A 21174-nucleotide genomic window follows, 5' to 3' on the forward strand; every position below is an offset into this window, starting at 1 on the left:
TGAGAAGAAGTGAGGGCCGCGATTTCCAGTTCGATCACGCGTCGCGCGCGATGTCCGCGCATCGCGCAAGCTCAAACCGCCATCATGACCCGCTTGCGCTCCGCGCGCTGCATGAAGAAGTTCGCCGCGACGACGCCGACCGTGACGACCGCGATGAACAGCGTCGCGAGCGCATTCATCTCCGGGTTCAGACCAAGTCGCACGCGCGAGAACACGACGAGCGGCAAGGTCGTCGAACCGGGACCCGACAGGAACGCGGACAGCACCACGTCGTCGATCGACAGCGTGAACGACAGCAGCCAGCCCGACACCAGCGCCTGTGAGATCAGCGGCAGCGTGACGAAGAAGAACACGCGCAGCGGTGTCGCGCCGAGGTCGAGCGCGGCTTCCTCGAGCGACGGATGCAGTTCGCGCACGCGCGATTGCACGATGATCGCGACGTACGAAATACACAGCATCACGTGACCGATCCAGATCGTGAAGATGCCGCGTTCGGCCGGCCAGCCGATCCAGCGCGCCATTTCGATGAACAGCAGCAACAGCGAGATGCCCTGAATCACTTCGGGGATCACCAGCGGCGCGTTGATCATGCCGGTGTACAGCGTGAAGCCGCGAAAGCGCCCCATGCGCGCGAGCACGAAGCCGGCCCACGTACCGATGATCACCGACGCGAACGCCGTGAGCAGGCCGATACGCAGCGACAGCCACGCCGACGTGATCAGCTCGCCGTCCTGCAACAGCGCCGCGTACCAGCGCGTCGAGAAGCGCGTCCACACCGTCACCAGTTGCGATTCGTTGAACGAATACACGACGAGGCTGACGATCGGGATATACAGAAACAGAAAGCCGATGCCCAGAGCGATCAGCTGCAGCATGCGATTCGGCTTCATTGGCGGCCCTCCTCCAATGCCTTCGCCTGGGCATGCTGGAACAGCGCCATCGGCACCAGCAGCAGCAACACCATCGCGCACGTGACGGCGGATGCCATCGGCCAGTCGGCGTTGTCGAAGAACTCATTCCACATCACGCGGCCGATCATCAGCGTGTTCGCGCCGCCGAGCAGCTCAGGAATCACGTACTCGCCGACCGCCGGAATGAACACCAGCAGACAGCCGGCGACGATGCCGTTCTTCGACAGCGGCAGCGTGATCTGCCAGAACGCCTTCCACGGCTTCGCGCCGAGGTCATAGGCGGCTTCCAGCAAGGTCAGGTCCATTTTCACCAGATGCGCGTAAAGCGGCATCACGAGAAACGGCAGGTACGAATAGACCATGCCGATATAGACCGCCGTGTTGGTGTGATACAGCTCGATCGGCGAATGGATCAGGCCGACCGACATCAGGAAGTTATTCAGCAGCCCGTTGTTCTTCAGAATGCCGATCCATGCGTACACGCGGATCAGGAACGAGGTCCAGAATGGCAGCATCACGGCCATCATCAGCAGATTGCGGGTGGCCGGATTGGAGCGCGCGATGTAGTACGCCATCGGATAGCCGATCAGCAGACACAGCACGGTCGAAATCGCCGCGACGACGACCGAATTCACATAGGTCGCGAAGTACAGGCTGTCGGTCAACAGAAACGCGTAGTGCGACAGATCGAGCATGATGTGCAGCGCGCCTTCCGCGAAGGTGACGAGCTGCGTGTACGGAGGAATGCCGAGCTGCGAATCGGCGAAGCTGATCTTCACGACCAGCAGGAACGGCACGAGGAAAAACAGCAGCAGCCAGATGAACGGCCCCGCCACCACCGCGGTGCGTCCCGTGAACTTCAGACGCCGCGCGGGCCACGCGAAAAACGACGAAAGCGCCTCTTTCATGACGTCAGCACCACGCCGGCCGATGCGCTCCAGCGCACGTAGACTTCGTCGCCCCAGGACGGCGGATCGATTTCGGTGAGCGCCAGGCTCGTCACGTTCGCGATCACGGTCTTGCCGCCGTCGAGCTTCACGTGATACAGCGAATAGCCGCCCATGTACGCGATATTCGTGACGACGCCCCTGCCCCAGTTGTAGGCGCCCTCCGGCGGCTTACGCGTGAGGGCGATGCGTTCGGGGCGCACCGAGATCGTCACCGGCATGCCGAGCGGACCGCTGATGCCGTGATTGACGTGCAAGTGGCACGTCAGATCCGGCGTTTCGATGAACACGTGATCGGGTTCGTCCTCGACCGTATGGCCTTCGAACAGATTGGTCGAACCGATGAATTCCGCCGAGAAACGGCTGTTAGGGTACTCGTAGACTTCATGCGGCGTGCCGAGCTGCACGATCTGGCCTTCGCTCATCACGGCGAGGCGGTTGGCCATCGTCATTGCTTCCTCCTGATCGTGCGTGACCATCATGCAGGTGACGCCGACCTGGTCGAGAATGTTGACGAGCTCGATCTGCGTGCGCTGGCGGATCTGCTTGTCGAGCGCCGACATTGGCTCGTCGAGCAGCAGCAGCTTCGGCCGCTTGACGAGCGAGCGCGCGAGCGCAACGCGCTGCTGCTGGCCGCCCGACAGCTGATGCGGCTTGCGCTTCGCGAAGCGGCCCATCTGCACGAGTTCGAGCGCGTTGTGCACGCGATCTTTCAGCTCGGCCTTCGGCACGCCTTCCTGCTTCAGACCGAACGCCACGTTCGCCTCGACCGTCATGTGCGGAAAGAGCGCATACGACTGGAACATCATGTTGACCGGCCGGCGATACGGTGGCAGTTGCGCGAGATCTTCGCCATCGATCAGGATCTTGCCCGACGTCACGGTTTCGAGCCCGGCCATCATGCGCAGCAACGTCGACTTGCCGCAGCCCGAGCTGCCGAGCAGCGCGAACAGCTCGCCCTTCTTCACCGTCAGATTGACCCCTTTGACCGCGACGGTCTCGCCGAACTTCTTCACGACATCGACGATCTGGATGTACTGCTCCGCTGCGTCGCCCGTAGCGGCGTTCGAGCCCGTCGACGGCACGGCCGTCCCGGCCAGCGCGCCCGGCTGGTCACTACTCATCATAATGCTGCTTCACTCCGGCGTTTGACGAACAAAGCCCCCGGTGAACACCGAGGGCTTCATAGGCTGCTTATCTGTTTGTTGCCGCGCCTAGCGGCCGGACTTGTACTCGGTCCACAGCCGCGTTTGCAGCCGCTGGATTTCCTGCGGCAGCGGCTTCAACAGGAACAGCGTCTTGATGGTTTCCGGCGACGGGTACACGGCCGGGTCGTTCGCGACGTCCTTGTCCACGTACTTGCGCGCTTCCATATTGACGCTCGGGTAGTACACGGCGTTGGTGATCGCAGCGTGCACCTGCGGCGTCTCGATGTAGTTGATCCACTCGAGCGCGGCTTCCTTGTGCTTCGCATCCTTCGGAATCGCCATCACGTCGAACCACACCGGCGCGCCGCCCTTCGGCACGAAGTACTCAATCTTGTACGGCTTCTTCGCCTCGATCGCGCGATGCTTGGCGATCACGACGTCGCCCGACCAGCCGTACGCGAAGCAGATGTCGCCGCCGACGAGGTCGTTGATGTAGCCCGACGAGTTGAACTGCGTGATATACGGGCGGATCTTTTTCAGCATCGCGAGCGCGGCGCGGTAGTCGGCCGGGTTCGTGCTCATCGGGTCTTTGCCGATATAGTGCAGCGCGGCTGCGAACATCTGGTCCGGCGCGTCGAGCACCGACACGCCGCAGGCCTTCAGCTTCGAGATGTTTTCCGGCTTGAACAGGATGTCCCAGCTATCGAGCGGCGCGTCCTTGCCGAGGATCTGCTGGACCTTCGTCACGTTGTAGCCGAGGCCGGTCGTGCCGTACGCCCAGGGCACCACGTACTTGTTGCCTGGATCGGCGCCGGCGACGAGCGCCATCAGCGACGGGTCGAGGTACTTCAGGTTCGGCAGCTTCGATTTGTCGAGCGGCTCGAAGATGCCCGCGGCGATCTGCTTGCCCGCGTAGTTGCTGGTCGGCACGACGATATCGTAGCCCGAGTTGCCGGTGAGCAGCTTCGCCTGCAGCGTGTCGTCACTGTCGTAGTTGTCGTACTTGACCTGGACGCCGGTCTGTTTGGTGAAGTTCGGGATCGTGTCCTTCGCGATGTAGTCAGACCAGTTATATACGTTGAGCTGCGTATCCTTCGCAGCAGCCGTCAACCACGGCGTCGCGCACAAGACCAGCGCCGCCATATGCCTCACTATCCGCTTGTTCATCTCGTTCTCCGATCCTCTCGTCACTCAAGCCGCGCCGTCGCCCGCACGGTCCCCTGAAAACCCCGAAAACTACCACCAATTATTGCCCGCACAAAAAAAAACCCGGAGCTGTCGCGCAAACGGTACAGGCTCTGGCCGCACCCTTGCAAAATGGGCGCAATTTTAACGGGTTATCGGCGCCTGTCTACCGAAAAATACGCGGGCGTCGGCCGCGCTCTATCCGCGCTGGGCACCGGCTGCGGGGGTTCGTCGAGTCGCTGTCATCTGGTTGTCAGGTCGGCGTTGGCTCGCACCTGGGCGGCGCGCCGCTCTGGCACGCGCGAGTGCCGGACGGTGCTTGCCGGTGCAGAGCCGCGTCGGCGTCCGACGCACCTTTTATGCGCCGCGGCGCCGCCACGACGGCTCGAACGCTCCTATCATGATCTTTTGATGCGTATCGCGCGACGTCCTGCGCGCGTGCGATGGGCATGTGACTTGCGGCAGGATGCGTTTCCCAGAAGCTCTGGCACGATGAACACCAATCCTTTCGCGATGCGTCCCGACCGGCGCCGGCGTCTGCCGGGCGAGCCGACGCGTCCCGCGCACTGGTTCTCGTTCCTCGGCGCCGGCGCGCTGATCGCGGTCGGCTATATCGATCCCGGCAACTGGGCGACCGCGCTCGGCGCCGGCGCGGGCTATGGCTACGGCCTGCTCGGCATCGTGCTGCTGTCGAGCCTGATGGGGATGCTGATGCAATGGCTGTCGTCGCGCCTCGGCGTCGTGACCGGGCGCGACCTCGCGCAATTGTGCCGCGAGCGCAATGGCCGGCGCGCGACGCTGTTCCTGTGGCTGACGAGCGAGGTCGCGATCATCGCCTGCGATGTCGCCGAGGTGGTCGGCAGCGCGGTCGCGCTGCAACTGCTGCTCGGCGTATCGCTGACGGTCGGCGTGCTGATGTCGGCGGTCTGCACCTTCGCGCTGCTCGCGCTCCAGCAGAAAGGCGGCCGCCGGCTGGAGGCGGTGATCGCCGCGCTGATCGGCTTCGTCGGCCTGTGCTTCGTCGTGCAGCTCGCGCTCGCGCGACCCGACTGGCACGCGGCGCTGGCCGGTACGGCGCCGAGCCTCGAGCTGATCAGAAACGCGGGCATGTTGTGGCTCGCGGCCGGCATCGTCGGCGCGACGGTCATGCCGCACAACCTGTATCTGCATTCGGCGCTCGTCAAGCATCACGCGCCCGACAGCAGCGACGCGCAGATCAAGGCCGCGCTGCACGTCGTCAATCTCGATACTTTCGGCTCGCTTGCGTTCGCGTTCGTGATCAACGCGGCGCTGCTGATCGTCGCGGCCGCCGTGTTCTATGCGAGCGGCCATCGCGACGTGACCGATCTGGCCGATGCGCATCGGCTGATCGCGCCGCTCGTCGGCAGCCGCTGGGCCGGCATCCTGTTCGCGACGGCGCTGCTCGCGTGCGGACTCAGCGCGACCGTCACCGGCACGCTGGCCGGTCAGACGGTGATGGAGGGCTTCCTGCGGCTGCGGTTACCGCGCTGGAAACGCGCGCTGCTCACGCGTGCGCTCGCGATCGGGCCGGCCCTGCTCGCGGTGGGCGTGTTCGGCCAGCATGGCTCGAATCAGTTGCTGGTCGCGAGCCAGGTCGTGCTGAGCCTGCAATTGCCGCTCGCGGTCGTGCCGCTGATCCGCTGCGCGTCCGATGCGGCGCTGATGCGCGGCTGGCGCGTGCACGGCGTGCCGCTGGTGCTGTCGTGGCTGTCGGCGGCGTTCATCATTGCGCTCAATGGCGCGCTGATGTGGCAACTGGCGACTTCGGCGTGATCGCAGACGCAAAGGTCAGCGCAATTGACATGAAGTTCGCACGACGCTGAGCGGCGCATGCGAGGCGCACGGCGCGCATCGGTTAACATAGCGGCACTTCGCCTCCCCGCCTCAAGGTTTCCGATGACTTCGAATCTCCACGATCTTCCCGATAGCCCGTGCATCGGCGTCTGCTCCACGCTCTTCGACGAGGTCTGTAAAGGCTGCGGCCGAACCGCCACCGAAGTGTCGAACTGGGTGTTTCTGAGCGACGAGGAAAAGCGCGCGATCTGGGCTCGGATCGAACGGGAAGGCACGGCGATGCGGTTTCAGAACGACAAGGTGTGAGGGTGTTCGTTGCGCGCATCGCACATTGACGCGACCATAAAAAAAGCCCGCTTCGACGAAGCGGGCTTTTTGCTGTGACGCGATTCGATCAGCGTGAACCGAAGCGCTTATTGCACGCCCTGACTCGTCAGGAAGTCCTCATAGTTGCCACCGAAGTCGTTCAGCGTGCCATTGGTCTTCACTTCGATGATCCGGTTCGCGAGGCCGCTCACGAACTCGCGGTCGTGGGAGACGAAAATCAGCGTGCCGTCGAACTTGTCGAGCGCGATCTGCAGCGACTCGATCGACTCCATGTCCATGTGGTTGGTCGGCTCGTCCATCAGCAGCACGTTGTGGCGGCCCAGCATCAGCTTGCCCCAGATCATGCGGCCCTTCTCGCCGCCCGACAGCACCTTGACCGACTTGCGGATGTCGTCCGCATTGAACAGCAGCCGGCCGAGCGTGCCGCGCACCATCTGCTCGTCGTCGCCTTCCTTGCGGTACTGGTCGATCCAGTCCATCAGCGTGACGTCGCTCGGAAACTCTTCGTACGTGTCCTGCGGCATGTAGCCGACGTTGGCGTTCTCCGCCCACTTCACCGTGCCGTGGTCGAGTTGCAGATTGCCGAGCAGCGAACGCAGCAGCGTGGTCTTGCCCGCGCCGTTCTCACCGATGATCGCGATGCGCTCGCCCGGCTGCACGCTGATGCTGAAGTTATTGAAGATCGAGCGCTCGTATTTCTTGGAGATGCTGTCGGCGACCACCGCGATGTTGTGCAGCTTCTTCTCGAACTCGAAGCGAATGAACGGGTTCTGCCGCGACGACGGTTTGAATTCCTCGATCTTGATCTTGTCGATCATCTTCAGACGGCTGGTGGCCTGGCGCGCCTTCGACTTGTTCGCCGAGAAGCGGCGCACGAAGTCCTGCAGATCGGCCACGCGCTCCTTCGCCTTCGCGTTGGCGGCCTGCTGACGCTCGCGCGCCTGCGTGCTGGCGAGCATGTAGTCGTCGTAGTTGCCCGGATAGACCTTTAGCGTGCCGTAGTCCATGTCGGCCATGTGCGTGCAGACCTGGTTCAGGAAGTGCCGGTCGTGCGAGATGATGATCATCGTCGAGTTGTACTGGTTGAGAACATCTTCCAGCCAACGGATCGAGTTGATGTCGAGGTTGTTGGTCGGCTCATCCAGCAGCAGCACGTCCGGCTTCGAGAACAGCGCCTGCGCGAGCAGCACGCGCAGCTTCCAGCCGGGCGCCACGTTGCTCATCGGGCCGTTGTGGTCTTCGATCGCGATGCCGATACCGAGCAGCAGCTCGCCCGCGCGCGCTTCGGCCGTGTAGCCGTCGTACTCGGCGAACTTCGCTTCGAGTTCGGCCGCGTGCATGTAGTCGTCGTCGGTCGCGTCGGGGTTCGCGTAGATCGCGTCGCGCTCGGTCATCGCGGCCCACATTTCGGCGTGGCCCATCATCACGACGTCGAGCACGCGCACGTCTTCGTACGCGAACTGGTCCTGGCGCAGCTTGCCCAAGCGCACGTTCGGCTCGAGCATCACGTTGCCCGAGCTCGGCTCCAGGTCGGAACCCAGAATCTTCATGAAGGTGGATTTGCCGCAGCCGTTCGCACCGATCAGGCCATAGCGGTTCCCTCCCCCGAATTTGACCGAAATGTTCTCGAAGAGGGGCTTCGGCCCGAATTGCATGGTGATATTGGCAGTAGACAGCACAGCGCGTCCCTTTGAATGTGATATCGGCGAAAAACCGAATATTTTAGCAGGTTTAGAGATTTCAACCCGACAGTTGGTCCGGCGCGGCCCGTCTCACCCGTTCGAGCTGCCGCGCGGCGTCTGCAGAATGTCGATGAAGGCCGAAAATCCGCGTCGGCGAGCCCCATCGCGGCACCCAGTCGCAGCAATTGCTGGACCGTCGACGCGACCGGCATCGGCGTGCCGTTCTCGTAGGCGGTCGCCGCGACCGTATCGACGTCCTTCTGGAACGTGCGCAACGCGCCGATCGGCGCGAGCCCGCTTTGCGTCATGCGCGGTACGAAAGTCCGCAGCAGCACCGAATCGGCCCAGCCGCCGGCGAGCGCCTCGCTCAGCTTCGCGGCGTCGATGCCGCTGCGCTGCGCGAGGCTCACCGCTTCGGCGATCGCGGCGACGGTCGCGGTGACGATCGCCTGATTGCAGAGCTTCGCGGTTTGCCCGGCTCCGACCTCACCCATGTGCGTGACGCGGGCGGCATAGGCATCGAGCAAGGGGCGCCCCGCGGCGAGATCCGCCATCGAGCAGCCCCGCCGGGCCGAACACGATCTGCTCGACCGCCGCCGCGTCCGCTACGCACAGCAGCACCGCGTCGCAGCGCGCGGCCAGCTCACGCGGCGTATCGACGACGTGCGCGCCCTCGGCCCGCAAGGCCTCGGCCTTGGCTCGCGTGCGGTTCCACAGATGCACGCTATGACCCGCGTGCAGCAGGTGCCGGATCATCGGCGCGCCCATCAGACCGGGGCCGCAAAAACCAGTTTCCACGTTCGAACCTCGTCGGCTATCAGATTGAATGGCTTATGTTGCGTACAGATGATAGCGACCGCGCGCCGCGCTGAAGTCGCGCGATACCGGGCATGCGATGTGCGGTATCGATGGTTCGAGCGGCGAGGTCTGATCCGCCGCGCCGGCAATCGGGCTGGCGAGGACGCATATGTCCGTCGGACTGCGCGAACCGTTGCCTATACTTTTGTCCATGCACGTTTCCGAGCAGCGTTTTACTGACCAGCGGCGCACACCAAGGAGAAACTCATGTCAGAACACGTTTACAAGAAGATCGAACTGACCGGTTCGTCGACGAAATCGATCGACGACGCGATCACCACCGCGATTGCCAAAGCGTCGGAAACGCTGCGCAATCTGCACTGGTTCGAGGTCACGGAAACGCGCGGCCAGATCGAGGACGGCAAGGTCGCGTACTGGCAGGTAACGCTGAAGGTCGGCCTGCGCATCGAGGACTGAGCGGCGACCGCACGACACGCTTGCCCGTTGCCACGCGCAAGCCGCAAACAGAAAAGCTGCGTCCAGGCCGGGCTGGACGCAGCTTTTTTTCAACAACGGACCGCCCGATTTACTTCGGCAGCGACCCGTCGACACCCTCCACGTACCAGTTCAGGCGCTGCAGTTCCGCATCGGTCAGCGTCTTGCCTTCAGGCACCTTCACCGTGCCCGACTGATCCTTGATCGGGCCCGTGAACACGTCGCGCTTGCCGCTCGCGAGTTCGTCGCGCTTCGCGGCGACCTGCTTCTGCCCATCGGCCGGAATCGCCGACGTGTTCAGGTCCTCGAGGTTGACGGCCTTCTGCGGAATGCCCCACCACACCGGATCGTTCTTCCACTTGCCGTCGAGCACCTGCTGGATCACCGCGCTGTAGTACACGCCCCAGTGCGCGACGACCGAGCCGAGATGCGCGTCAGGACCGAACTTCTTCATGTCCGAATCCCAGCCGAACGCGTGCACGTGCTTCTCCGACGCGGTCGCGAGCGTCGCGCTCGAATCTGTGTTCTGCAGCAGCACGTCGGCGCCCTGGCCGATCAGCGTTTCGGCGGCCTGCTTTTCCTTGCCCGGATCGAACCAGCTGTTGATCCAGATCACCTTCGTATGCACCTTCGGATTCACCGAGCGCGCGCCGAGCGTGAACGCGTTGATGTTGCGCACCACTTCCGGAATCGGCACCGACGCGACGAAGCCGAGCGTGTTGCTCTTCGTCACGTAGCCCGCGGCGACGCCGGCCAGGTACGCGCCCTGGTACATGCGCACGTCGTAGGTGCCGAAGTTCGGCGCCTTCTTGTAGCCGGTCGCGTGCAGGAAGATCGTGTCCGGGAAGTCCTTGGCGACCTTGAGCTGAAAGTCCTGGAAGCCGAAGCTCGTGCCGAAGATGATCTTGTTGCCCTTGTTCGCGAGATCGCGGAACACGCGCTCGGAGTCGGCCGATTCGGGCACGTTCTCGACGCGCGTGATCTTGATCCTGTTGCCGAACTTCGCTTCGGCCTCCCGCGAGCCCTGGTCGTGCGCGAAGGTCCAGCCGGCATCGCCTGGATTGCCGAGGTAGACGAACGCGACGCCCGGCACGTCTGCGGCCTGCGCGGTTTGCGCGAGCGGCGCGGCAAGTGCAAGCGACGCCGCGCCCCACGCGAAAGCGGTCAGCAGATTTCTTCTCTTCATGTTTTTTTCCCCCTGTCGTAATGAGCGAATAGTTTGAGCGGATCGATAAAGAATCTGTGTCGCCGTCAGCCCGCCGAGAAAAACGGCTTGCCGAGCGACGCGGGTGCATTCAGGCGAATCGTGTTCGGATTGCGCGAGATCAGCGCGAGCACGACGATCGTCGCAACGTACGGCAGCATCGCGAGGAACTGCGTCGGCACCGGCACACCGATCGCCTGCGCATAGAACTGCAGCCCAGTCACCGCGCCGAACAGCAGCGAGCCGATCAGCAGTCGCCCAGGGCGCCACGTCGCGAACACCACGAGCGCGAGCGCGATCCAGCCACGGCCCGAGGTCAGGTTCTCCTGCCACAGGTGCAGATTGACGATCGAATAGTAGCCGCCCGCGAGACCCGCCATGCCGCCGCCGAACGCGACCGCCCCATAGCGCACGCCGACCACCGGAAAGCCGACCGAGTGCGCGACCTGCGGCGATTCGCCGACCGAGCGCAGCACGAGTCCCGCGCGCGTGCGATAGAGGAACCAGCCGATCGCGGCGAACATCAGGAACGCGAGGTAATCGAGCGGCGTGAGGGTAAACAGCGCGGGGCCGAGCACCGGGATGTTCGACAGGCCGGGGATCGTCCACGTATCGATCGTCGCGCGCACCGCCGCCGACGTGTACGGCTTGCCGACGTACGCGGACAGCCCGATGCCGAAGATCGTCAGCGACAGGCCGGTCGCGACCTGGTTGGCGAGCATCGTCAGCGTGAGGAACGCGAACAGCAGCGACATCGCGAGACCGGCGCCGATCGCGGCGAGCACGCCGAGCCACGGGCTGCCGGTGATCGACGTGACCGCGTAGCCGCTGACGGCGCCCATCAGCATCATCCCTTCCACGCCAAGATTGAGTACGCCCGATTTTTCGGCGACGAGTTCGCCGGCGCCCGCGAACATCAGCGGGATCGACGCGGTGATCGCGCTCGACGTGAGCGCGCTGGCTTGCTGGATATCCATATCGAGTCTGAAAGCGGATTAGCGAGCTTATTGGCAAACTTAACGAGCCACTGCTGCGGCCGAGCGGCGCCGCACGCGGTAGTTCACGAACAGGTCGGCGCCGAGCAGGCAGAACAGCAGCAGCCCCTGGAACACGCCCGAGAGCGCCTGCGGCAATTGCATCGAGGTCTGCACCGCTTCGCCGCCGAGATACAGCAACGCCATCAGCAGACTGGCGAGCACGATGCCGAGCGGATGCAGCCTGCCGACGAACACGACGATGATCGCGGTGAAGCCGTAGCCCGGCGACCACGTCGCCTGCAACTGGCCGATCGGACCGGCGATTTCGCCCATACCGGCGAGGCCCGCGAGGCCGCCGCTAATCAGCAGCGACGTCCAGATCGTCTTCTTATCGGAGAAACCGGCGTAACGCGCGGCGAGCGGAGCAAGTCCGCCGACGTTCATCCGGTAGCCCGCGAAGCTCTTGCGCATGAACAGCCAGACGAGCGGAATCGCGATCAGCGTGAGGAACACGGACGCGTTCAGGCGCGTGCCACGCAGAAATTTCCAATGCCAGTCGCCATACAGCGTGGGAAACAGCGCGTCGCCGCTGAACATCTCCGACAGCGGGAAGTTCATGCCCTGCGGATCGCGCCACGGGCCGCTCACGAGATAGATCAGCAGTTGCGTCGCGACGTACGTGAGCATCAGGCTCACGAGAATCTCGTTGGTATTGAAGCGGCTCTTCAGAAACGCGGGAATCGCGGCCCACGCCATGCCGCCGAGAACGCCGGCCGCCATCATCGTCGGCAGGATCCACCAGCCGCTCGCCTGATCGAAATAGATCGCGACGCCGCTCGCCGCGATGCCGCCGAGCAGCATCTGCCCTTCGGCGCCGATGTTCCACACGTTCGCGCGATAGCCGATCGCGAGACCGAGGCCGATCAGGCACAACGGCGACGCCTTCAGCAGCAGTTCCGACCAGCCGTTGATGCTCGACAGCGGCTCGATGAAAAACCCGTACATCGCCTGCAACGGGTCGCGGCCGACGAGGCCGAAGATCAGGAAGCCGATCGTGAGCGTCAGCAACGCGGCGATCAGCGGCACGGCGAGCTGCATCGTGCGCGACGGCGACGTGCGGGCTTCGAGTCGATAGGGAAGCATCATGGGTAGCGTGTATTTGTTCGGGTTCTGTTCTTCAGGGTCCGCATTCGCGTGCGTGGTTAGCGTCCGGGCGTGGCCGGCGGGCAACGCCTCGCCTCATGCATGCGCCGGCTGATCCGCCGCGGGCGCCGCGCCCTCGCGGTCGCCGAACAGCCCCGCCATCCAGCGGCCGATTTCCTCGGCGTTGGTCGCACCGGTCGCGCGCACCGGCGAAAGCCGCCCACCCGCGAGCACGGCGATGCGATCGCAGATATCGAACAGCTCTTCCAGTTCCTCCGAAATCACCAGAATCGCAACGCCGCGCGCCGACAGATCGAGCAGTTGCTGACGGATGAACGCCGACGCGCCGACATCGACGCCCCACGTCGGCTGCGCGACCACGAGCACCTTCGGCGCCTGCAAAATCTCGCGGCCCATGATGTATTTCTGCAGATTGCCGCCCGACAGACTTTGCGCGAGCGCGTCGGGGCCGCCGCAGCGCACGTCGAACGCGTCGATGCAACGCTTCGCGAACGCGCGCATCGCACCCGTTTTGATCCAGCCCGAGTTGACCATGCTCTGCCGATGCGCGGTGAGCAGCGCGTTGTCGGCGAGGCTCATCGCCGGCACCGCGCCGCGGCCGAGCCGCTCTTCGGGCACGAAGCCGAAGCCGAGCGCGCGGCGCCCGCCCGCGCCGAGGCGCGCGGCCGGTTTGCCGCAGATCACGATCGTGTCGGCCGGCAGGCTGCGTTGTTCAGCGCGCTTCTCTCCGGACAACGCCGCGAGCAGTTCCGCCTGCCCGTTGCCCGACACACCGGCAATGCCGAAGATCTCGCCCGCATGCACGCTGAACGACACGTCGCGCAACGAGGTGCCGAACGGATCGTCGCTCGCAACCGACAACTGCCTGACGTCGAGCAGCACCGCGCCCGGCTTGTGCTCGCGCCGCGTGTAGTCCGGCAGCGAGTGGCCGACCATCAACTGCGCGAGCGACGCATGCGTCTCGTTCTTCGGCGTCACATGGCCGGTCACGCGACCGCCGCGCATCACCGTCGCGGTGTCGCACAACTCCTGGATTTCGTCGAGCTTGTGACTGATGTAGAGGATGCTGCAGCCTTCGGCCGCGAGCCTGCGCAGCGTCGTGAAGAGCTTGCGGACCGCCTGCGGCGTCAGCACCGAGGTCGGTTCGTCCATGATCAACAGACGCGGATTCTGCAGCAGGCAGCGCACGATTTCGACACGCTGCCGCTCGCCGACGGTGAGGCTGTGGACATGCCGCTGCGGATCGATGTCGAGCCCGTAGTCGGCCGACACCTCGCGAATGCGTTTGGCCAACGTCTTCAGATCGAACGGTTCGTCGAGCGCGAGCGCGATGTTTTCGCCGACCGTCAGCGTCTCGAACAGCGAGAAGTGCTGGAACACCATGCCGACGCCGAGCTTGCGGGCGGCCGCCGGACTCGCGATGTCGACCGTCTCGCCTTCCCAACGGATCTCGCCGGCGTCGGGTCGCACCGCGCCGTAGATGATCTTCATCAGCGTGCTCTTGCCCGCGCCGTTCTCGCCGAGCACCGCGTGGATTTCGCCGGGCGCGACGACGAGCGTGACATCGTCGTTGGCGCGCACGGCCGGGTACTGCTTCGTGATGCCCGTCAGCGCGAGCCGAGGCACCGCCTGGCCGGTGAGTTGCGCGTCGTCGCTAAGTGGAGTGTCGCTCATGAGATTCCGTAGTGCGTTCGTGACGCTGCTTGCCGCCCGCTTGCCGCCGGATTGCGGACTATCGGCCCGCCCCGCCGATGGGCGATCCGTCACCACAACCGGTGACAATACCTAATTCGCCCCACTCAGTCGAGTTGACAAAATTCCCGCAAACCCCCGCCGCTACAAGCTCTGCGGGTATGTCACCCTTGACGCCGTTTTTCGTCCATATTAAAACGCATATACCCCCACGCTCGTTCGATCAGCCTGCACATATATTTGGAGAATCCATGAGCCAGCAACGCGAGGCGATCGACACGTACCTGCTGCGCGTGTTGCACACGCTACTGATGGAGCGCAGCGTCACCCGCGCCGCCGTCAAACTGAACCAGTCCCAACCCGCCATCAGCGCGGCGCTGCGCCGTCTGCGCGACATCACCGGCGACCCGCTGCTGGTGCGCGGCAAGTCCGGCATGGTGCCGACCGAGTACGGTCTGCGCCTGCTCGAACCGGTGCAGAACGCGCTGCGCGAAATCGAGCGCATCAAGTTCCAGCAGCACAACTTCGATCCGGCCACCTCGATCCGCTGCTACCGGATCGGCTGTCCCGACTACCTGAACGTCCTGTTCGTGCCGACGGTCGTCGAACGTTTCCGCCAGGCCGCGCCGAACGCAACGCTCGAATTCCATTCGCTCGGCCCCGCGTTCGACTACGAACTCGCGCTCGAGGACGGCAAGCTCGACATCGTGGTCGGCAACTGGCCGGAGCCGCCCGAGCAGTTGCATCTGTCGAACCTGTTCGTCGATCAGATCGTCTGCCTGATGAGCAACGCGCATCCGTTCGCCAAACGCGGCGGGCTCACGCTCGACCAGTACCTGAACGCGCCACATCTCGCGCCGACGCCGTATTCGGTCGGCCAGCGCGGCGCGATCGACGTGCATCTCGCGCGCGAGCGGCTCAAGCGCCATGTGGTCGTCACGTTGCCCTACTTCAATCTCGCGCCGTACGTGCTGATCAAGTCCGATCTGATCTTCACGACGACGCGCCTCTTTGCCGACTACTACGCGAAGTTCCTGCCGCTGACCGTGGTGGCCGCGCCGCTCGACTTTCCGCCGATGCAGTACTACCAGCTGTGGCACGAGCGCGTGCATTACTCCGACGAAGTGCGCTGGCTGCGCGGCCTGGTTGGCGAGGCGACCCGGACCTTGATCGACAAGTCCTGACGCCGCCTGCGACGCCGATCGCACCGGGCGCCACCGCTCACGGATCAGCGACTCGCGGCTTGCGCGCGGCGCGGCGCGAGTGCCGCCCGTTCCGCTCGAGCTCAAGCCGCCGCCTCGTAAAGCTGCCGCGCGAGCGCGTTGTGCCGCTCGAGCACCGGCCCGAGTTCGAGCGTCGCCAACTGCCCATTCTTCACCACCACCTTGCCGTCGATCACGCTATAGCTGACCTGCGACGGCGCGCAGAATACCAGAGCCGCCACCGGATCGTGCAGCGCGCCGGCAAAATGCGGCTCACGCAGATCGAACGCGACAAAATCCGCGGCCATGCCGGGCGCGAGCGCGCCGATGTCGTCGCGATTGAGCACGCGCGCACCACCCAGGGTCGCGATTTCGAGCGCCTCGCGTGCGGTCATAGCATCGGGCCCAAAACCGACGCGCTGCAGCAACAGCGCCTGGCGCACTTCGCCGATCATCTGCGCACCGTCGTTCGACGCCGAACCGTCGACGCCGAGCCCGACCGGCACGCCCGCGAGCCGCATTCGCTTGATCGGCGCGATACCCGACGCGAGCCGCATGTTCGAGCACGGACAGTGCGCGACGCCGGTGCCGGTGCGCGCGAACAGCGCGATGCCCGCGTCGTCGAGTTGCACGCAGTGCGCATGCCATACGTCATGGCCGACCCAGCCGAGATCGTGCGCATACTCGGCCGGCGTCATGCCGAACTTCTCGCGGCTGTACGCGACGTCGTTGAGGTTCTCCGCCAGGTGCGTATGCAGCGACACGCCGTACTGGCGCGCAAGCGCCGCCGATTCGCGCATCAGGTCGCGGCTCACCGAAAACGGCGAGCACGGCGCCACGACGACGCGCAGCATGGAGTAGCGCCCATCGTCGTGATACGTCTCGATCAGACGCTGCGTGTCCTTCATGATGTCCGCTTCGCGCTCGACCACCGAATCGGGCGGCAGGCCGCCGTCCTTGCGTCCCACGCTCATGCTGCCGCGCGCCGCATGAAAGCGCATGCCGATTCGGCGCGCGGCCGCGATGCTGTCGTCGAGACGGCTGCCGTTCGGATAGATATACAAATGGTCGCTCGACGTCGTGCAGCCCGACAGCAGCAGCTCGGCCATCGCGGTCAGCGTCGATACTTCGATCATGTCAGGCGTGAGGTTCGCCCACACCTTGTACAGGTTCGTGAGCCAGCCGAACAACTCGGCGTTCTGCGCGGCGGGAATCGCGCGCGTGAGGCTCTGGTACATGTGGTGATGCGTGTTGACGAGGCCCGGAATCACGAGATGGCCGTGCAGGTCGAGTACCTGGTCGGCCGATTGCGGCAGTTGCGCGGTCGGTCCGACCGCGACGATCCGGTTGTCCTCGATATACAGCCCGGCGTCGCGCAGTTCGCGCCGCTCGTCATCCATCGTGACCAGCACGTCCGCGTGCTTCACGAGCATCGTTTTACCGGGTTGTTTCAGTGCTTCATTCATCGTCATTCGTCTGTCCGCCTGATTGCCTGCATGCAAAGCCGTTCGAACGCGATGCGGCGGCACGCCACCGTGCCGTCGCGTTCCGTTGAACGCCATTGGCCCGGTTACCCAGCGTGAGTCGCCGTCTTCGGGGTTTTCCATGCCAAAGGCCTGCCTTTGCACGGGTGTGTCGCGCCGCCACCTCGCGCGAACCGCATCGGGTTCGCGTGGGTCGCGCCGCACAACGCTTACCTTCGGTAGCCAAAATCCCGCTGACAACCCGCGCGGTTGCGATACCCAACTTCACACCACCAATATAGTGGTGCATTTTTGGCGCCGGTACGATCGGCCGATGAGCCGGCGCGGCTTTCGTCTGGCTGTCCATCATGCGCGAACTATTATCTTTCCTATCGCTCGCGCTCGGGACAGAGCATCCTTTCTACAATGGCTGCCACGGCGCTCGCTTCGATTCGCCGACGGGTATGTAGCCACTGACGTGGAGCCTCGATCCGCCGCAAACGTAATGGATCGGGCCGCCGCCGACACCTCGCATTCACACAAGGACCATTGCGAATGGGCAAGCTCACTACCCACGTGCTCGACACCGCGAACGGCCGTCCCGGCGCAGGCATCAAGGTCGAACTCTTCGCGCTCGCGGGCGACACGCGCCGCGCGCTCAAAACCACTGTCACCAATCACGACGGCCGCTGCGACGAGCCGCTGCTCGAAGGCGACTCGCTCGTCGCGGGCGAGTACGAACTCGTGTTCGGCGCGGGCGACTACTTCGCCTCGCTCGGCACGAAGGTGCCGGAACCACGCTTCGTCGATCGAGTCGTGCTGCGCTTCGGCGTCGCCGAAGCCGACTCGCACTATCACGTGCCGCTGCTGGTGTCGCCGTTTTCGTACAGCACGTATCGGGGCAGCTAGCGCGCCGCGCCCGACCGGGACAAGCAGGCACAACCAGGCACAAGCGCCCCGCGATACCCATAACAACCCGCGAGCTGCGTCCTTTATCCCGCAGTCGGCGCGAAGACCGACGACGTCGACCGTCATCGCGCGCGCAACGAATCAGAAGTGGAGGAGTTTCATGGAAGGCTTTATCACCGACTGGTTGAACCTCGCGATTCGCTGGTTCCACGTCATCGTCGCCATTGCATGGATCGGCGAATCGTTCTATTTCGTCGCGCTCGACAACAGCCTGAAGCCGCCGACCGATCCGAACCAGCGCCGTCGCGGCGTGTTCGGCGAGCTGTGGCACGTGCACGGCGGCGGCTTCTACAACATGCAGAAGTACACGGTCGCGCCGCCCGAAATGCCCGAAGACCTGCACTGGTCGAAATGGCCGTCGTACACGACGTGGCTGTCGGGCTTCGGTCTCTTTACCGTGCTGTATCTGTTCTCGCCGAGCACCTACCTGATCGACAGAAACGTGCTCGACATGGGTCCGGTGGTCGCCGTCGCCTCGGCGATCGGTTTTCTCGCGGCCGGCTGGATCGTCTACGACTCGCTGTGCCGCATTCTCGGCACGCGCGACAGGCTGCTCGGCATCTGCGTCGGCGTTTATGTGCTGATCGCGGCGTATCTCGCCTGCCATATCTTCGCGGGCCGCGCGGCGTATCTGATCATGGGCGCGATGCTCGCGACGATCATGTCGGCCAACGTGTTCTTCGTGATCATTCCGGGCCAGCGCAAGATGGTCGACGCGATGCTGAAGGGCGACACGCCGAACCCGATCTACGGTAAGCGCGGCAAGCAGCGCTCGGTACACAACACGTATTTCACGCTGCCGGTCGTGTTCGCGATGCTGTCGAACCACTACGCGATGACCTACACGCATCCGTACAACTGGGCGGTGCTCGTCGTCATCATGCTGGCCGGCGCGCTGATCCGTCAGTTCTTCGTGATGCGCCATCGCGGCCAGGTGTTGTGGTATCTGCCGCTCGTCGGCGTCGCGCTGATGTGCACGGCACTCGTGTGGACCATGCCGCGTCCGGTGGTGCCGCAGGCGCAGGCCGCCAACGCGCCGGCGCTGAAGGTCGCCGACATCGCGCCGGTGCTGCAGCAGCGCTGCGTGGCCTGCCACTCCGCGCATCCGACGATGATGGGCAGCGCGCCCGCCGGCGTGCTGATGGATACGCCCGACGAAATTTCGCAGAACGCGCAGCGCATTTACCAGCAGGCGGTCACGTTGAAGGCGATGCCGCTCGGCAACGTCACGCATATGACCGACGACGAGCGGATGAAGATCGCCGCGTGGTTCGAGGGTGGCGCGGCGAAGTAAGGATGTCTGTCCGGATCACGGGTCCGGCGCCGAGGTAAAGGCTGGAATGTGAAGCGGGCTTGTCACGTGAGCGGCAAGCCCGCTGTCGTTTTGGGATGGCGACGGGTGCAGTCAACCGGATCGACATTTCATTTTGTAGCCCTTGGGCCACAAAATCTGTAAATCCACTGAAATTGTAGCCCTTGAGACACAAAACAAATTAATGTTTTGTACCCCTTGAGCTACAATTAATCTCAGATTCGCCGAATTTGACGCCCTGAGGCTACAAATGACCAACCTCGCCGATGTCTCGGACATGCTCAAAGCCGTACGACGAGACAGCAAACTATCGCAGGAAGACCTGGCGCGCCGCGCGGGCGTTGCCCGCACGACCGTCGCACGGATGGAAACGCTCGCCAAAAACGATATGAGCGTGTCCGTGCTCGTGCGCCTGCTCGAAGCCGCCGGTTACGACCTCAAGTTCGTCGCGCACGGGCACGGCCGCACGCTTGAGGACATCCTCGCCGAACAGCGCAGCCCGGATGCGCAGCCATGAAGCTCGACGTTCAGGTACTAGGCAAGCACGTTGCCACGCTGTTTCGCGAGCGCGATGACTATGTCCTCAAATACAACGTCGATGCGAGCGCGGCCGACTTCGTCAGTCTGACGATGCCGGTGCGCGAAGAGGCCTGGCGCTGGCCGCGCGACCTGCATCCGTTTTTCCGGCAGAACCTGCCCGAGGGCTACCTACTGAATCTGATCCGCGAGCAATTCGGCCCGTTGCTGGACGGAACCGATCTCTCGTTGCTCGCCGTCGTGGGTTCGATGGGGATTGGCCGGGTCACTGTCACGCCCGAAGGTGTCGCGCCGGGCACGGAACTTCAGGCGCTCGACGTCCAGCACATCCTGCACGGCGACAACACCGCCGAACATTTCGCGCAACTCGTACGTGAATACGCGCGAGCGGCTATTTCGGGCGTCGTGCCGAAGTTCATCGCGCCAGAGGCGCAGCCGTCTGCTGCGTCACCGCCGTTGCAGCTCGGTAAGCCGACGATTCGAACGAGCCGTCACATCGTCAAAGGTTCCGACGACAACACACCCTTTCTCGGCTTCAACGAGTTCTATTCGATGCGCGTGCTGGAACGGCTTGGGGTTGCGTCCGTTGCGCGCACGCAGATGTCGGACGATGGCCGCGCACTGATCGTCGAGCGCTTCGATGTGGACGCGCAAGGACTGCCGGCGTACGGGGTGGAAGACCTGTGCGGCCTGCTCGGTTTGCCGCCGCACGAAAAATACAATTCGACCAGCGAGAAAATGCTCAACGCGGCGAGAGCCTATCTGCTCGATCGCGACACCACGCGGATGCAACTCCAGCAGCTCGGCTGGCATCTGCTGACCAACTACGTCGTGCGCAATGCGGACTGCCACACCAAGAACGTCGCACTGTTCTATACGTCGGTCGACGATGTCGCGTTCACGCCCGTCTACGATGTCGTGACGACGCAGGCTTATCCGCGCTTCGCAGCCAATCCGCCCGGCTTGCCTGTGGACGGCCGGAAGACCTGGGCAGCCGGTAAAGCGCTGGAACGATTTTTCAACACGCGCATGGGCATCGCTCCGCGCCAATATGCGCAGATGATCGAAGCGCTGTGCGATTCGGCTGTCGAGGTCGGCCATGAGTTGATCGAAGCAGCACGCAACGAACCGCAGTGGCGCACGGTCGCGAAACAGATGCTGCACGCGTGGGACGACGGCATGACATCGCTGCGCTCGCCAAAGAAAAGCGTGCAATTCAGGGGGCTCAAGCCGGCGATCGAAGCAGCGGGATTTTCGGCGCCTGAGCCGCCCGAACGGTCAAGGGAAGTCATCGGGCATTCGCCGCTGCTCGGCAGGCGCAAGTGATCGCCATCCATGCAAAAAAG

At 64.0% G+C, this 21174-nt stretch carries 18 protein-coding genes and 1 pseudogene; 8 read left to right on the forward strand and 11 right to left on the reverse strand.

Annotated elements, in window-relative coordinates; genetic code table 11:
- Positions 1–71: 71 nt before the first annotated feature.
- The 4 genes from HDG39_RS05540 to HDG39_RS05555 all read right to left on the reverse strand — a co-directional run bounded on the left by HDG39_RS05540 (position 72) and on the right by HDG39_RS05555 (position 4173).
- Entirely contained in the window at positions 72–890 is an 819-nt protein-coding gene (locus HDG39_RS05540) for an ABC transporter permease subunit (protein ID WP_018417711.1), read from the reverse strand.
- A complete protein-coding gene (locus tag HDG39_RS05545) occupies positions 887–1819 on the reverse strand; it encodes an ABC transporter permease subunit (RefSeq protein ID WP_184003912.1) in 933 nt (310 codons plus the stop codon). Before HDG39_RS05545 ends, HDG39_RS05540 begins: the two co-directional genes overlap by 4 nt.
- Complete coding sequence (locus tag HDG39_RS05550; protein WP_026225328.1) at positions 1816–2982, reverse strand: ABC transporter ATP-binding protein; 1167 nt, start codon at positions 2980–2982, stop codon at positions 1816–1818. Before HDG39_RS05550 ends, HDG39_RS05545 begins: the two co-directional genes overlap by 4 nt.
- A gap of 90 nt (positions 2983–3072) precedes the next feature.
- Entirely contained in the window at positions 3073–4173 is a 1101-nt protein-coding gene (locus HDG39_RS05555; RefSeq protein ID WP_409259152.1) for a polyamine ABC transporter substrate-binding protein, read from the reverse strand.
- Positions 4174–4683: 510 nt separating this feature from the next.
- Here HDG39_RS05555 and HDG39_RS05560 point away from each other — a divergent pair.
- Positions 4684–5985 carry an Nramp family divalent metal transporter gene (locus HDG39_RS05560; protein ID WP_184003914.1) on the forward strand — a complete coding sequence of 434 codons (1302 nt, stop codon included), beginning with the start codon at positions 4684–4686 and terminating at the stop codon, positions 5983–5985.
- A gap of 123 nt (positions 5986–6108) precedes the next feature.
- Positions 6109–6312, forward strand: a complete 204-nt coding sequence (locus tag HDG39_RS05565; RefSeq protein ID WP_018417706.1) for a DUF1289 domain-containing protein — start codon at positions 6109–6111, stop codon at positions 6310–6312.
- 107 nt (positions 6313–6419) lie between these two features.
- Here HDG39_RS05565 and HDG39_RS05570 read toward each other — a convergent pair whose 3' ends face one another.
- Both HDG39_RS05570 and HDG39_RS05575 read right to left on the reverse strand, forming a co-directional pair.
- The gene (locus tag HDG39_RS05570) at positions 6420–8012 is read right to left on the reverse strand and encodes an ABC-F family ATPase (protein WP_035470072.1); all 1593 of its coding nucleotides are present in this window, start codon (positions 8010–8012) and stop codon (positions 6420–6422) included.
- Positions 8013–8105: 93 nt separating this feature from the next.
- Positions 8106–8783 (reverse strand): annotated as a pseudogene (locus tag HDG39_RS05575) (NAD(P)-dependent oxidoreductase).
- Between the two features lie 297 nt (positions 8784–9080).
- Here HDG39_RS05575 and HDG39_RS05580 point away from each other — a divergent pair.
- A complete protein-coding gene (locus HDG39_RS05580) occupies positions 9081–9290 on the forward strand; it encodes a dodecin (protein WP_018417703.1) in 210 nt (69 codons plus the stop codon).
- Between the two features lie 109 nt (positions 9291–9399).
- On the opposite strand, the gene HDG39_RS05585 is transcribed toward HDG39_RS05580, so the two are convergent.
- The 4 genes from HDG39_RS05585 to HDG39_RS05600 all read right to left on the reverse strand — a co-directional run bounded on the left by HDG39_RS05585 (position 9400) and on the right by HDG39_RS05600 (position 14327).
- Positions 9400–10494, reverse strand: coding sequence for a BMP family ABC transporter substrate-binding protein (locus HDG39_RS05585; RefSeq protein WP_184003916.1), 1095 nt, complete (start codon positions 10492–10494; stop codon positions 9400–9402).
- Positions 10495–10559: 65 nt separating this feature from the next.
- Positions 10560–11489 (reverse strand): ABC transporter permease, encoded by a 930-nt coding sequence (locus HDG39_RS05590; protein WP_090800507.1) that lies wholly within the window; start codon positions 11487–11489, stop codon positions 10560–10562.
- Positions 11490–11528: 39 nt separating this feature from the next.
- Positions 11529–12635, reverse strand: coding sequence for an ABC transporter permease (locus tag HDG39_RS05595; RefSeq protein ID WP_184003917.1), 1107 nt, complete (start codon positions 12633–12635; stop codon positions 11529–11531).
- A gap of 93 nt (positions 12636–12728) precedes the next feature.
- The gene (locus tag HDG39_RS05600) at positions 12729–14327 is read right to left on the reverse strand and encodes an ABC transporter ATP-binding protein (RefSeq protein WP_184003919.1); all 1599 of its coding nucleotides are present in this window, start codon (positions 14325–14327) and stop codon (positions 12729–12731) included.
- A 269-nt stretch (positions 14328–14596) separates the two neighbouring features.
- On the opposite strand from HDG39_RS05600, the gene HDG39_RS05605 reads away from it, so the two are divergent.
- Positions 14597–15529: a LysR substrate-binding domain-containing protein gene (locus HDG39_RS05605; protein ID WP_018417698.1), complete on the forward strand. Its 933-nt coding sequence runs from the start codon at positions 14597–14599 to the stop codon at positions 15527–15529.
- 101 nt (positions 15530–15630) lie between these two features.
- On the opposite strand, the gene HDG39_RS05610 is transcribed toward HDG39_RS05605, so the two are convergent.
- Positions 15631–17019 carry an 8-oxoguanine deaminase gene (locus HDG39_RS05610; protein ID WP_184003921.1) on the reverse strand — a complete coding sequence of 463 codons (1389 nt, stop codon included), beginning with the start codon at positions 17017–17019 and terminating at the stop codon, positions 15631–15633.
- Between the two features lie 546 nt (positions 17020–17565).
- Between HDG39_RS05610 and uraH the strand changes: the two genes are divergently transcribed.
- The 4 genes from uraH to HDG39_RS05630 all read left to right on the forward strand — a co-directional run bounded on the left by uraH (position 17566) and on the right by HDG39_RS05630 (position 21154).
- The gene (uraH, locus tag HDG39_RS05615; RefSeq protein WP_184003923.1) at positions 17566–17919 is read left to right on the forward strand and encodes a hydroxyisourate hydrolase; all 354 of its coding nucleotides are present in this window, start codon (positions 17566–17568) and stop codon (positions 17917–17919) included.
- 160 nt (positions 17920–18079) lie between these two features.
- Complete coding sequence (locus HDG39_RS05620) at positions 18080–19273, forward strand: urate hydroxylase PuuD (protein WP_184003925.1); 1194 nt, start codon at positions 18080–18082, stop codon at positions 19271–19273.
- A 268-nt stretch (positions 19274–19541) separates the two neighbouring features.
- Positions 19542–19808 (forward strand): helix-turn-helix domain-containing protein, encoded by a 267-nt coding sequence (locus tag HDG39_RS05625; protein WP_018417694.1) that lies wholly within the window; start codon positions 19542–19544, stop codon positions 19806–19808.
- Complete coding sequence (locus HDG39_RS05630) at positions 19805–21154, forward strand: type II toxin-antitoxin system HipA family toxin (RefSeq protein WP_184003927.1); 1350 nt, start codon at positions 19805–19807, stop codon at positions 21152–21154. Before HDG39_RS05625 ends, HDG39_RS05630 begins: the two co-directional genes overlap by 4 nt.
- The last annotated feature ends 20 nt before the right edge of the window (positions 21155–21174 follow it).

Origin of the sequence: Paraburkholderia lebeckiae, assembly GCF_014201005.1 — a bacterium.
In the GTDB taxonomy this organism is placed as follows: Bacteria; Pseudomonadota; Gammaproteobacteria; order Burkholderiales; family Burkholderiaceae; genus Paraburkholderia; species Paraburkholderia tuberum.